Annotated in this window: 13 protein-coding genes; 6 read left to right on the top strand and 7 right to left on the bottom strand. The window is 39.1% G+C overall.

Annotation, left to right across the window (positions count from 1 at the left end; translation table 11 throughout):
- Positions 1-13 precede the first annotated feature (13 nt).
- Together AB1Z56_RS16170 and AB1Z56_RS16165 are read left to right on the top strand one after the other, a co-directional pair.
- Positions 14-901: a bifunctional 5,10-methylenetetrahydrofolate dehydrogenase/5,10-methenyltetrahydrofolate cyclohydrolase gene (locus AB1Z56_RS16170; protein WP_309366024.1), complete on the top strand. Its 888-nt coding sequence runs from the start codon at positions 14-16 to the stop codon at positions 899-901.
- Positions 902-987: 86 nt separating this feature from the next.
- Positions 988-1,530 carry a hypothetical protein gene (locus AB1Z56_RS16165; protein ID WP_309366023.1) on the top strand — a complete coding sequence of 181 codons (543 nt, stop codon included), beginning with the start codon at positions 988-990 and terminating at the stop codon, positions 1,528-1,530.
- 97 nt (positions 1,531-1,627) lie between these two features.
- On the opposite strand, the gene AB1Z56_RS16160 is transcribed toward AB1Z56_RS16165, so the two are convergent.
- Entirely contained in the window at positions 1,628-2,497 is an 870-nt protein-coding gene (locus tag AB1Z56_RS16160; RefSeq protein ID WP_313269786.1) for a serine hydrolase, read from the bottom strand.
- A 156-nt stretch (positions 2,498-2,653) separates the two neighbouring features.
- On the opposite strand from AB1Z56_RS16160, the gene AB1Z56_RS16155 reads away from it, so the two are divergent.
- Positions 2,654-3,196, top strand: a complete 543-nt coding sequence (locus tag AB1Z56_RS16155; protein ID WP_426789646.1) for a DUF1543 domain-containing protein — start codon at positions 2,654-2,656, stop codon at positions 3,194-3,196.
- Positions 3,197-3,270: 74 nt separating this feature from the next.
- Here AB1Z56_RS16155 and AB1Z56_RS16150 read toward each other — a convergent pair whose 3' ends face one another.
- From AB1Z56_RS16150 to AB1Z56_RS16125, 6 genes are all read right to left on the bottom strand, one after another.
- Positions 3,271-4,746, bottom strand: coding sequence for an amino acid permease (locus tag AB1Z56_RS16150; protein ID WP_309366020.1), 1,476 nt, complete (start codon positions 4,744-4,746; stop codon positions 3,271-3,273).
- A gap of 131 nt (positions 4,747-4,877) precedes the next feature.
- The gene (locus tag AB1Z56_RS16145; RefSeq protein ID WP_309366019.1) at positions 4,878-5,525 is read right to left on the bottom strand and encodes an NAD(P)-dependent oxidoreductase; all 648 of its coding nucleotides are present in this window, start codon (positions 5,523-5,525) and stop codon (positions 4,878-4,880) included.
- A 7-nt stretch (positions 5,526-5,532) separates the two neighbouring features.
- Positions 5,533-5,946 (bottom strand): Rrf2 family transcriptional regulator, encoded by a 414-nt coding sequence (locus tag AB1Z56_RS16140; RefSeq protein WP_088162831.1) that lies wholly within the window; start codon positions 5,944-5,946, stop codon positions 5,533-5,535.
- A 115-nt stretch (positions 5,947-6,061) separates the two neighbouring features.
- The gene (locus AB1Z56_RS16135) at positions 6,062-6,748 is read right to left on the bottom strand and encodes a hypothetical protein (protein ID WP_309366018.1); all 687 of its coding nucleotides are present in this window, start codon (positions 6,746-6,748) and stop codon (positions 6,062-6,064) included.
- A 121-nt stretch (positions 6,749-6,869) separates the two neighbouring features.
- Complete coding sequence (locus AB1Z56_RS16130; protein ID WP_426789645.1) at positions 6,870-8,816, bottom strand: M1 family metallopeptidase; 1,947 nt, start codon at positions 8,814-8,816, stop codon at positions 6,870-6,872.
- 167 nt (positions 8,817-8,983) lie between these two features.
- A complete protein-coding gene (locus tag AB1Z56_RS16125; protein WP_426789644.1) occupies positions 8,984-9,331 on the bottom strand; it encodes an ArsC family reductase in 348 nt (115 codons plus the stop codon).
- Positions 9,332-9,660: 329 nt separating this feature from the next.
- On the opposite strand from AB1Z56_RS16125, the gene fbaA reads away from it, so the two are divergent.
- From fbaA to AB1Z56_RS16110, 3 genes are all read left to right on the top strand, one after another.
- A complete protein-coding gene (gene fbaA, locus AB1Z56_RS16120; protein ID WP_153846853.1) occupies positions 9,661-10,740 on the top strand; it encodes a class II fructose-bisphosphate aldolase in 1,080 nt (359 codons plus the stop codon).
- Positions 10,741-10,873: 133 nt separating this feature from the next.
- Positions 10,874-11,548: a head GIN domain-containing protein gene (locus AB1Z56_RS16115; protein WP_309366015.1), complete on the top strand. Its 675-nt coding sequence runs from the start codon at positions 10,874-10,876 to the stop codon at positions 11,546-11,548.
- Positions 11,549-11,782: 234 nt separating this feature from the next.
- Entirely contained in the window at positions 11,783-12,451 is a 669-nt protein-coding gene (locus AB1Z56_RS16110; RefSeq protein WP_309366014.1) for a sterol desaturase family protein, read from the top strand.
- Positions 12,452-12,522 lie beyond the last annotated feature (71 nt).

Here is a 12,522-nt window from a genome sequence, read left to right as displayed (position 1 = left end):
AAATCTCCTAAACATGAATCTATTAGATGGTAAACTAGTTTCCGAAAAAATTAAAGAGCAAATTGCGTTAGATGCAGCTGAATTTACTACACAGACTGGCCGTAAACCTCATTTGGTTGCTATCCTTGTAGGGAATGATGGTGGTAGTGAAACTTATGTGGCTAGCAAAATGCGTAACTGTCAGCTGGTCGGTTTTGAATCAACAAACATTCGTTATGATGAAAACATTACGGAGGAAGAATTGATCGCAAAGGTCAAGGAAATCAATCAGGATGAGTCTATCGATGGTTTGATTGTTCAGTTGCCTTTACCAAAACATATTGATCCGGATAAAGTTACCGAAGCAATTGATTACCGCAAAGATGTGGATGGTTTCCACCCGATCAATCTCGGACGTATGCAACGTAATCTTCCTTGTTTTATTCCAGCTACGCCATATGGTATTATGTTGATGTTGGATTATTATAAGATCGATACTGCAGGCAAGCACGCGGTAGTGGTTGGAAGAAGCAATATCGTGGGATCACCAATGAGTATCTTACTTGCCCGTAATTCCAATCCAGGTAATTGTACGGTGACATTAACACATAGTCGTACGAAAGACCTCAAGACAGAGGTCTTGCGCGGTGACATTGTAGTTGCGGCAATCGGCAAGAAAAATTTTGTTACAGCAGACATGGTCAAAGATGGTGCTGTCGTGATCGATGTGGGTATCAATAGAGAAACGTCTACAGCAACGAAATCTGGTTTTAAACTATATGGAGATGTTGATTTTGAAAATGTTGCTCCTAAAGCGTCTTGGATAACACCAGTACCAGGAGGAGTTGGCTTAATGACCATCGTCGGTTTATTGAAAAATACGTTGGAAGCTGCGAAAGGGACAATCTATCCGAAGCAATAATTTTGTCTATTTGGCATAGAAGTTGTAAATTGATGTATGCGAGCTCTAATGGGCCGTTGAAAACTACACTCATAAATCAATTTATAATGAAAAAAATTGCACTTTTAGCAGTCGTAGCAGGAGCATTGGTCATGTCTTCTTGCAACAATTCGGAGAAAAAAGACACTACAGCGACAGATTCGGCACAAACAGTCGGTGAGCATGTAGATGCCGCGATCGCAGATTTAAAAAATGCGGAAGAAAATGCGCGTTTGAAAGCAGAACAGGCGAAAAAGGATTTGGATGAAGCTATCGCAAAAGGTGATAAAGCAGCTGAAGAAAAAGCGCGCGCTGCTTCTGAAGAAGCTAATACTGCCTGGGAAAAAACCAAGGATGCGCTACGTAATGCCGGTGAGGATGTAAAAGAGGGATTGAAAGATGCAAAAGATGCGACAGTGGATGCAACGAACACGGCTGTTGATAAAACAAAGGATGCTGCAAAAGATGTCGCTGACGGTACGAAGAAAGTTGCAAATGATGTTGCGACTGGAACGAAAGAGGCCGCTAAAGATGTAAAAGATGCTTCCAAAAAAGTAGGTGACGATATTAGCCGGAAAGCAAAAAATGTAGGTGAAGCGTTGAAGAACTAGTTAACGTATTTCATTTTAATACAGGAAAGGGGGCACCGCAATAAAGTGGCCCCTTTCTTTTTTATGCAACAAACTTATCGTATCAACTTAAATGAGCTTATTGGTAATAATCCCATAATAATTTCGACAGCTTGCGTGTAAGTACCTCCGCTTCATTCGTTTTACCCCAGCTTTTGTCCGTATTGTTCTTCGTAAAAATACTGAAAACGTAATCTCCTTTTGGTGCATTGACCAAAATGACCTCATTGCGGACATCATCCAAAGAACCTGTTTTTGAAGCTGTTTTGACAGTGGATGGGATTTGCGATAGCCCTCTCTCATCATAGAACATGTTGCCCATAAAACGATACATCTGATCGGAAGATTTTGGCGACACAACTTTGCCTTGTCGGATTAGTGTGACCAAGTCGGCCATTTCTTTTGGTGTAGTCTGGCCCCAACCGTATTTTTCCCAATCCAGCTTCCGGCCCTCTGTCTGTGAGTTGACACGTGTCTGTGTCAGTTGAAGGTCACTCATTAATTGATTGATCGCGACACCTCCACCAGCAAGCTTTTGATTCCAAATGCTGGTTACATTATCACTATAAGATAGCATAAGTGCAACCAAGGTTTTCAAGTCAACTTGTGTACTGTCCTTAAAAAACTGCATCAGCCCTGAGCCGCCATAGCGTTGACTAGCACGATAGAGCAGTTGCTGATCAAGTTGTAGTTCACCTTTTTCAATTTTATCAAAGATGCCGACTAAAATGGGGATTTTGACAATGCTTGCCGTCGGAAAAATGCTGTCGCCCTGGATGTTGACTTCTTTGTTTTTTTTGAGATGATGGACATAAATACCAACATCACCTTGAAAACCCTGAATGAGCTGTTTTATCTGTGATTCGAGTTTTTTATCAGTAGCGGTTTTTTGTCCAAAGGATAGTAATGACAAGAATAGTAACGTAAATGATAGGAATATTTTATGCATTGTGAAGATATTATATATGTTAAATGTGCTGGATATTAGTTATTTTTATTGTTTATAGGGCTTAAGTTATGAAATATCCGTGATTCGTACGCACAGACATCGATGAAAAATAAACTGGATATTCTAGCATGGACATTGAAAGACTGATTTTTGACTATGAAATTATTTATGATTTTGATCGGTTGCAAACCGAAAAATAGACGGACAGAACAGCATGACAATTTCTTTGGTATTGGTAATGAGCTCAAGGATTTTGTCGATCCCATTAAAGATTTTTGGCCCGAGGCTGATGGTAAAATTCACATTGATGCGTACCGTATTGTCCATAAGATTGGGGAATATGAAATCAAGGTTACTGAAAGGGGGGATGGACAGGCGATTGATTCGGAATTGAAGTTGTTTTTTGTCAATTTAGGTGGATACAAACCGAATGAATTTGACGAGTTCCATTACAAAGAACTTATTGTTGCATCCAGTTTGGCCAAAGCGACTGAAAAGGCAAAACGTACTGTTTTTTGGAAGCACCACAGTTCAGCACACATCGATGATAAGTATGGTTTGGATGTTGATGATATTTATGAGATCGAAGATTTGCTATTAGCTCAAGATAAAGAGCAGTATAGTATTCAAATTACACCAAAGATGGGTTTAGAAGAAGATACCATTGCGAATGGATATTTTAAACTGAGTGCGCTGTAATAATAATGTGCTATTGGATTTCTTAAACATAAAAAAGGCTTCTTAATAAAGAAGCCTTTTTTTGTTGAACCAGTCTATTGTTGGTTCTGATGTTGCTTTCTAATGACACTATGTTTTTTGCCGTATACAAAGTAAATCAATAAGCCTATAGCAAGCCAGACCGCTAAACGTTCCCAGCTTTCAATTGGTAAGGAAGCCATCATTAAAATACAGACCAAGATACCCATAACCGGAACGAAAGGAACCAGTGGTGTTTTAAATGGGCGCTCCAAATTGGGGTCTGTTTTACGTAGTACTAAAATACCTACACATACAAGGGTGAAGGCAAATAGGGTACCAATACTGACCATATGGCCAAGGTCTGAAACTGGAACGAAACCTGCGAATATACTGACGAATACCATGAAAATAGCATTTGTTTTCCAAGGAGTTTGTCTTTTGGATAGATCTGAAAATATCTTTGGAAGCAAACCATCTTTACTCATCGAATAAAATACACGGCTCTGACCAAGTAGCATGACAAGAATAACTGAAGTGTATCCTGCAATAATCGTAATAATCAAGGCTGTATTCAGAAAATGATAACCTGTCTTAGCGAAAGCTGTGGCAACTGGTTTTGCATCACCTTTAAACATGGTATAGTTTTCGATACCGGTCATCACGTACGAGAATAAAACATATAAAAGCGTACAGATGATTAATGAACCAATAATACCGATAGGCATACCTTTTTTCGGGTTTTTAGCTTCTTGAGCAGCAGTACTTACGGCGTCAAAACCAATGAATGCAAAGAATACAACGCCAGCTGCACGCAATACACCACTGATGCCGAAATGGCCAAAGTCATCGCTCTTTAAAAATGCCCAGAAACTTTGCTGTCCACTTTTGACCATTTCCTCGCCGGCATTGGCAGGAATAAAAGGATCGTGGTTTGCTGGATTGATAAAACTCCATCCCAAGGCGATAAAGATCAATACGACACCAACTTTAAGGATAACTAAGATATTGTTTACACGGGAAGATTCCTGTGTGCCTCGCATCAATAATAGCGAAAGTAAACATACAATAACGATAGCAGGTAAATTGACCACTCCGCCTTCCCAGGGGCCTTTGAGCAAGGTGTCCGGAAGATGGATATGGAATATCATAAGAAGCTGATTGAAATATTGGGACCAGCTAACCGCTACTGTTGCGCCTGCCAGAGCATATTCTAAAACAAGATCCCATCCGATGATCCAAGCAACAAATTCCCCCATTGTTGCATAGGAGTAGGTGTAGGCACTTCCAGCAACAGGAATCATAGATGCGAATTCGGCATAGCAAAGACCAGCGAAACCACAGCCTACTGCTGCGATAATGAAAGATAGGATAACAGCTGGACCTGCATTTTCAGCAGCGGCAATCCCTGTCAGGGAGAAAAGTCCTGCTCCAATGATGGCCCCGACACCCAAGGCGATAAGGCCTGAGCTGGACAATGTCCTTTTTAGCGTGTGTTCACCATTTTCATTTGCCTCAGCAATCAGTTGAGGAATCGATTTTTTAAATAGCATAGGATTAATTCTTTACGATTATTTAGCTTTTTAATTGTTTAATTAATGTCAAATATAAATGATCTCAATGAAAAAAGGGAAGATTGCTCCTCCCTTTTTAATAAAATCTGAATCAAATGCTTGTTTGGGTATTAATACGCTGCAGTAAAGCGTTTATTGAGGAATTGTTTGTTCTCAATTTCGTCTGCTATTGCTACAGCAAGATCCTCTACTGATAATCTAGAGCGACCTTCCTCGTCAAATACCGGGGCATCAAGACCTGTGCGGTATTTTCCGGTGCGTGTTCCACCAGCATGGGAATTCATTTCTATAGCAGGACTAAACATTGTCCAGGTAAGTTGATCTTCTTTCTGGATGGTATTCAGATAATCTGCTGCAGCTAATGCCCCAGGTTTAATCTCTTTTGGAAAATCTGGTGAATCGACCAGTCTATTTCCATCAATCAATAAACTTCCTGCACCACCAATAACAATGAAACGATTGATACCGGCATCTTTAACAGCCTGTTGGATTGCCAATGCACCTTTTGTAAAATCTTCATAAAGATTAGGGTTGGTCCAACCGGCATTGAAAGCCGAAACAACAACATCAACACCTTTTAGAGCAGAAACCAATTGATTATTATCATTGATATCTACTTGGAACTTGGTTATTTTTTCACTCGATGGAATATTTTCGATGTGGCGGGCGATGGCGACTACGTCATAGTTACGGTCTACCAATTCTTTTACTAGATGTGATCCTACGTATCCTGTGGATCCAATTACTGCTACTTTCATGCTTCCTTTAATTAAATGTTTTGCTAAAATCAGCCAGGGTTATCTTTTCCAAACGCTGTACAATATCAGTGTCGACTTCCTGATATAGATCCTGGAGTTTGGAGTTGATATTTTTGCCAACAACACAGGCCGGATTGGGACTGTTAAATTTCCCGCCGAAATCCGTTTGCTTGGTGCTGATATAAATATCAGCCAAGGTAATCGTTGGATTCTCGGGATTTATGCGAATACCACCGCCCTTACCTTCTTTACTCGTTAGTAAAGATGCTGTTTTGAGAGATGCAATTTCTTTGCGAACCACACTTGCATTGACCTGGATACTTGACGCAATATATTCAGAAGAAAGCCATTGATTAGACTCTTCTAGCTGTGCCAGAACCATAATGTGTAATGCTGTTGCGAACCTCAAGTTGTGTAACATCCTCTGCTGATTTTTCTAAATTATAACACAAAGTAACAGAAAAGGTTTTAAACTGAAATAAAAATTATTACAGTTTAAAACCTTCTGACAATCACGTGATAAAAGTATTTGTTTTTTATTTTTTCTCGTTAAATTTTTTATAACTATCCATGATGTAGACCTTCAATGTTTCCTGGCTACTGTTTTGAATAAATTTATAAGCAGGTCTAAATCTCTCCTTAAACAAGGCTAGTTCCGAACCATTGAGCGGAGTTAATTCTTTGATCAGATTGTCTGTAAATTTTCTATCGACAGCTCTTTTCTCGAGTTCGGCGACAAGCAATTTATAATTTGAACGAGCTTGTTTTCCTTCTTTGCCAAATATTCGGCTTGGAGAAATCCGTACTCCCCCGCGGTTTTGACTCGCATCTGAATATTTTCCTGCAGTCTTCTCGCGCTGGATTTCGGCTGCGAGTCTACTATCTGTCATCCTTTCAACGATAACTTCACTCAGTTCAATAACATTATTCATTCTGTTCAAGTAGATTCTGCGTAAACTGTTATCATAAATGAATACCGTGTCTTGCTCATATCCGACAGCCTTGATTAACAGGAGGTCGTTGATGTTGGCATCAATTGCAAATGAGCCATCTCTATTGGTTTGCACTTCAGCCTTAGTTCTTAAATTTTGAATTTGAGCGGCCTCGATTTTCTCACCGCTGACAAGTTCCATAATAATACCTTTGGTTTTTTCCTGTGCAACAAGATGTCCGCTCATTAACGTAATAAGTAAGCAGCTTAGAATCGTTTGTAAGATTTTCATGCGAATAAATATAGTTATGTATTTTCAATCTATGAATGAACAGGGTATTTGCCATTTTGTTTACGCCATACGTTCATGATCGTTCTCTAGCCAAAAATAACGAATAGATTTTGAAAATTTGCTAATTTGCTTTCCACGAATTATTGTCTGGGTTCTTGTCCGGCATGACCATGTCTGGATCTAACTGTACAGATTGCAATGACTCTGTGGTCGGTATTTTAAATTGCCATACATCGTTTCTTTCCCAGATTTCCACCGGTAGTTTTTTTCGAATCTTCTTACCCGATACGGTTGTAGCTTCAACAATAACTGGCATCGGTAATTTTTCAAGGTTTTCCACGGTGACAAGTGCGCCAAATTTTGGCTCGTTGTTGACATAAGACACCGATTTTATACCTTGGTCCATTTGCCAGTTGTTGACAAACCACCCGCGCCAGAACCAGTTTAGATTTTCTCCGGCACCATTTTCAATCGCTTTGAAGAAATCCTCCGGAGTAGGGTGTTTGTAAGCCCATTCTTGGATATACTTTTTAAAGGCGTAATCGAAGCGCTCATGACCGATGATTTCGTTTCGCAATAATTTCAGTCCGTAAGCTGGCTTATAGTAGACCAGAGCACCAATATTACGTTCTTTCATGTTTTGCGGCGTACTCATGATCGGTTCAAGATTACGGGCAGTAAAGATGTAGGATCTGCTCGCCTGATTACGGTAATATTCGCCATTGTTGAATTCCTTTGTTGCGAGTTCGTTAATAAATGTATTGAACCCTTCATCCATCCAGCCATGTTCACGTTCGTTGGATGCGACAATCATAGGGAACCAATTGTGACCAAACTCGTGGTTGGTAACCCCCCAAAGTGAGCCTGCTTTGGCCTGATTGCCACAGAACGATAGCGCAGGGTATTCCATTCCACCGACATTGGAAGCTACATTGACTGCTACAGGATAGGGGTATTCAAACCAGCTTTTTGAATAGATTTCAATGGCGGCTTTCGTATATTCCGTTGAACGTTCCCATGCATTGTTGCTGTTACTTTCAATAGGATAGGCTGACAAAGCAAGGGACTTTTTTCCGCTAGGTAGATTGATCTTCGCCCCATCCAGTATAAAAGCCGTAGAGGATGCCCAGGCAATGTCCTGCGCCTTATTAAGCTGATATTTCCAGGTTAAGGTTTTCTTATTAGGTCTGGAGTTTTTTGCGTTAACCTCTTCCGCAGAACGGATGATTACAGTCTCATCGCTAGCTTGTGCCTGTTGGTATCGTTTGAGTTGTTCGGAAGTAAATACTTCCTGCGGATTTAACAATTCGCCGCCCAGAACAACTATATGGTTTGCCGGAGCTGTGATTTCAACCTGGTAATTTCCAAATTCACGATAAAACTCTCCCGGTCCCGTATAAGGAAGGGTATTCCAACCTCTTATGTCGTCGTAGACGCAAAGTCTTGGGAACCACTGTGCAATGGCATAGATTTTTCCGTTTTTCGTGTCGAGAATGCCGGTACGGTCTGCCCCATATTTAGGAACGGTGTATTGGTATTTAATCTTAAAAGTTATTTTGCCGCCCTTGCTTTTTAATGCCGCAGGAAGTCGAAGTTGCATACGGGTATCGTCAATAATATGTTCGATCGTATTTCCGTTTACATCCGTAACAGATTGTATCTGATATCCACCATCAAAAGTTGAATTGCCATCACCGTAACGGCTGTTGGTCAAGGGGGAGATCAATTGACCACGTCCATGTTGTGAAAACATGTTTTGATCCAATTGCAACCAGAGATAGTCCATATTGTCAGGGCTATTGTTGCTATAGGTAATCTCAACAGATCCTGCAATTTGATCATTTTGATCGTTCAAGGAAGCCTGAATTTTGTAGTCGGCAGCATTTTGCCAGTAGGCTGGTCCAGGTTTTCCAGCTGCGGAACGATATTCATTACCATTATTTTTAAAGAATAATGGTGCAAAGGCTTCTGTATAACTATAATTGGATGTTTTCTCCTGTGAAAAGGTGGGAAAAGCATAGCTCAACGCCACAAGGCTTAACGAAGCCAGTGCAATTCTTTTCATCATATATCTATTTAAATTATGTTTATCGGCTCCAATATACAATGAAAAGTACATCGAGCCAAAAAAACGCAAATGGCGTTTCGCAAAATAATTGATAAAAAAGAGATTTTACGGGCTATTGTGGCTAATTGGAGACTTTTGGAGCCTCCAATTAGCGAAGCTTTTTGCAACTATCTTAAATTTGTTACGTATTCTGCTTCATTAAATCCCAGTAAAATACCTTTGTTGTATTCAACAACAGGACGTTTAATCATACTGGTATTTTCTTGGAGAACTTTATTGGCGCTATCACTGTCAACAACTTGCTCTTGTGTTTCTGGAGACAATTTTTTCCACGTTGTACCCTTTTTGTTTACTAAGGCTAGCCAGTCGACATGTTTTTCCCATTCCTTTAACTTATCTTCACTGACGCCTTCTTTTTTGAAATCATGAAATTGAAAGGGGATATTATTGTTTTCCAACCATGTAAGTGCTTTCTTTACTGTGTTACAATTTTTGATCCCGTATACCTGTAGCATAATAGTGAGAATTTAGTGAACTCAAATTTAATGAATCTCGGTACATTTTTTTAATAATTCGTATTTCTGGATATTTTTAACTTGACCTGTTAGTAATCCATTCCTAATTTCGGCGAACTTGTTTTTAATTCTCTTGGAAAAAGTTGGTATAGCCGGATCAGTTCCTATTCAATTGAGTTGCTGGCTTCTTCTAATTTGTTTCGATTCTATATTCTATGTGAAATGATAGTGTATTTAGTACACTGTAAAAATTAGGAAGTAATAATAATTTTTAATAATTTAGTAGCTTCAAGTATAATGAAAGATTAAAATAAATCAATAACAGAAATATGAGCCTAAAAGATTTTAAAGGTGTATTGACAGGAGATCAAGTACAAGAGTTGTTCGAAGTTGCAAAGAAACATAAGTTTGCTTTGCCTGCGGTAAACATTATCGGAACAAACTCTATCAATGCAGTTATGGAAACTGCGAAAGCAGTAAATTCTCCTGTAATTATTCAATTGTCAAATGGTGGAGCGCAATTCTACGCTGGTAAAACCTTGAACAACGATAATTTACAAGCTTGTGTATTGGGAGCGGTATCTGCAGCACAACATGTTCATTTATTAGCTGAGCATTATGGTGTAGCGGTTATTCTGCATACAGATCACGCAGCTAAGAAACTTTTACCTTGGATCGACGGTTTGTTGGACGCTGGCGAGAAATTCTTTGCGCAACACGGAAAACCATTGTTCTCTTCTCACATGTTGGATTTATCGGAAGAGCCAATTGAAGAAAATATTGAAATTTCAGCTAAATACTTAGCACGTATGAAACCACTTGGTATGACTGTGGAGATTGAATTGGGTGTTACAGGTGGTGAAGAAGATGGTGTTGACAACTCGGATGTCGATAGCTCAAAATTGTATACTCAACCAGAAGAGGTTGCTTATGCTTTTGAAGAATTGTCTAAAGTATCTGACAAATTTACAGTTGCAGCTGCATTTGGTAACGTTCACGGTGTTTACAAACCAGGTAATGTAAAATTGCAACCAGTTATCTTACATAATTCACAGGAATATATCCGTGAGAAATATAATCTTACAGCTGAGAAGCCGGTAAACTTTGTATTCCATGGTGGTTCTGGTTCTTCTCCTGAAGAAATTGCAGAAGCGATTTCATACGGTGCGATCAAGATGAATATTGACACAGATATGCAATGGGCGTTCTGGGATGGTGTAAGAGCTTATGAAGCGAAAAACCACGATTATTTGCAAGGTCAAATCGGTAACCCAGAAGGAACTGATTCTCCAAATAAAAAATATTACGATCCACGCGTTTGGTTGCGTAAAGGCGAGGAAACATTTGTTGCTCGTCTGAAAGAAGCGTTTGCTGATTTGAATGCGGTAGATGTAAACAGCAAACTATAAGCTAAGAAAAATTAGATCATACAAAAGCGCCCTTTAATAGGGCGCTTTTTTTATGTCAAAATAGGTTAAAAATATTGTTTTTGATAGGAATTGGCTTATTTTTTGACGAACAACAATAAAAAGTCAAGTAAATATGAAATTTTTAGGAGTCAGTGTAATTCTTTTATTAATTGCCCAAATGGGGTTTGGGCAGGTGAAGCAAAATGTTGGCGATTTTTCTTCGGTTGTGGCGACAGATAAGATTCAGGTGGAATTGATTAAGTCAAACGAGTCTTTGGTAACCTTTGAAGGACAGAACCACGAGAATGTCAAGGTGGTCAATACAAATGGATCCCTGGTTTTGAAAATGAATACGTTGAATATGCTGCAAGGGGGAAATATCTCTGTTAAGGTATATTACAAGAGTTTGAACAATGTAGAGGCAAAAAAAGGCGCCAAAGTATTTGCGACTACAAATAATCCTGTTGCTGCTGACCATTTAAAAGTCTATGCTTCGGAAGGCGGTCTGGTTGATCTTTATACAGATACAAAAACAGCTGAAATAAAAGTGACTTCCGGCGCTACAATCGCTTTGTATGGAAAAGCAAATAAACAAGAGATCATTTCGAATTTTGGTGGCAAATATGAAGGTAAAGATTTTAAGACCAACAGCACTGTGGTTACCGTTAATGGCGGTGGTAAAGCTGATGTGTATGTCACAGATTCCATCGAAACAAAAACAAGGGGTGGCGGTGTTATTGATGTCTATGGAAAACCAGAACAACGTGTAGAAAAGAAAATGGCTGGCGGAACAGTCAACTTTAAATAAGTAAACTGTCGTGGATTTGTCAATTTTCTCGGTCGTAGATTTTAGTTGATTAACGCGAAAAAGAGGGAAATTTAGGGTAATAGATGAAATAAAAAGGGTTTAGCTTAATTGGGGTACGGATTGTTGTTTAACCTTTTTATTAAAAAGGTCAGTTATTTTGTTTTTCTAATCAGAAACCTTCTTCATTTGTGCTTAAAATACTTATTTTTGTGAGGGAATAATAAAAATAGTATTATGGCAAAGCGTAATTATGTTTCAAATTCTACGGAATCTACGCGCATGTTCAAGAATGACTTTTTAGAGTCTTTGACGAAAGTGCATTGGAGTGTACCTTTGATTTTCTATGTACCCGTGGTTGTTTTCTTTTCGTATAAAGCACTAGTTTGGGGAGAGATTTCCTTTTTAACATACATGGGGTATTTTATTTTTGGTTTAGCTTTTTGGACTGCTTTTGAATATGCGTTACATCGTTGGGTATTTCATTTTCATCCGACAACGGAATGGGGAAAGCGTATCGCTTTTATTTTCCATGGTGTGCATCATGATTATCCAAGAGACCGTATGCGTTTGGTGATGCCGTTGTCAGCGAGTATTCCACTAGCTCTTTTGGTGTATCTTGGTTTCACATTGTTCTTTTCAAATGAGTTTATCTTAGCCTGTTTTTTCTCCGGTTTTATGGTGGGGTATCTGATCTATGACGAGTGTCATTATGCGATGCATCATGCTAATTTTAAAAGCGGCATTTTCAAACGGATCAAACAACATCATATGTTGCACCATTACTCTGATCCAGAAAAAGGCTTTGGAGTGAGTTCTTCCTTATGGGATGAGATCTTACGTTCAGGTTTTGAAGAAAAGGAACCAAAAAAGGATTCTGCTTCCCTTAAAGAAGAGAAGGCATAAATTAATCGAATCTTATCAGATAGGAAAGCCCTTGGAGATCATCCAAGGGCTTTCTTTTTTATGGATGTTTG

This window comes from Sphingobacterium sp. WOUb80 (assembly GCF_050058145.1).
GTDB lineage: Bacteria > Bacteroidota > Bacteroidia > Sphingobacteriales > Sphingobacteriaceae > Sphingobacterium.
The sequence above is the reverse complement of the archived record's forward strand: the minus strand, read 5'-3'. Positions and strand labels throughout refer to the sequence as shown.

What these genes read in the sequence shown, in the direction of transcription:
- AB1Z56_RS16145 (WP_309366019.1), bottom strand. Translation starts at nt 5,525, where the DNA reads ATGAAAGTAGCAGTAATTGGATCCACAGGATACGTAGGATCACATCTA.
- AB1Z56_RS16170 (WP_309366024.1), top strand. Translation starts at nt 14, where the DNA reads ATGAATCTATTAGATGGTAAACTAGTTTCCGAAAAAATTAAAGAGCAA.
- AB1Z56_RS16155 (WP_426789646.1), top strand. Translation starts at nt 2,654, where the DNA reads ATGAAATTATTTATGATTTTGATCGGTTGCAAACCGAAAAATAGACGG.
- AB1Z56_RS16130 (WP_426789645.1), bottom strand. Translation starts at nt 8,816, where the DNA reads ATGATGAAAAGAATTGCACTGGCTTCGTTAAGCCTTGTGGCGTTGAGC.
- AB1Z56_RS16115 (WP_309366015.1), top strand. Translation starts at nt 10,874, where the DNA reads ATGAAATTTTTAGGAGTCAGTGTAATTCTTTTATTAATTGCCCAAATG.
- AB1Z56_RS16110 (WP_309366014.1), top strand. Translation starts at nt 11,783, where the DNA reads ATGGCAAAGCGTAATTATGTTTCAAATTCTACGGAATCTACGCGCATG.
- AB1Z56_RS16160 (WP_313269786.1), bottom strand. Translation starts at nt 2,497, where the DNA reads ATGCATAAAATATTCCTATCATTTACGTTACTATTCTTGTCATTACTA.
- AB1Z56_RS16150 (WP_309366020.1), bottom strand. Translation starts at nt 4,746, where the DNA reads ATGCTATTTAAAAAATCGATTCCTCAACTGATTGCTGAGGCAAATGAA.
- AB1Z56_RS16125 (WP_426789644.1), bottom strand. Translation starts at nt 9,331, where the DNA reads ATGCTACAGGTATACGGGATCAAAAATTGTAACACAGTAAAGAAAGCA.
- AB1Z56_RS16135 (WP_309366018.1), bottom strand. Translation starts at nt 6,748, where the DNA reads ATGAAAATCTTACAAACGATTCTAAGCTGCTTACTTATTACGTTAATG.
- AB1Z56_RS16140 (WP_088162831.1), bottom strand. Translation starts at nt 5,946, where the DNA reads ATGTTACACAACTTGAGGTTCGCAACAGCATTACACATTATGGTTCTG.
- AB1Z56_RS16165 (WP_309366023.1), top strand. Translation starts at nt 988, where the DNA reads ATGAAAAAAATTGCACTTTTAGCAGTCGTAGCAGGAGCATTGGTCATG.
- fbaA (WP_153846853.1), top strand. Translation starts at nt 9,661, where the DNA reads ATGAGCCTAAAAGATTTTAAAGGTGTATTGACAGGAGATCAAGTACAA.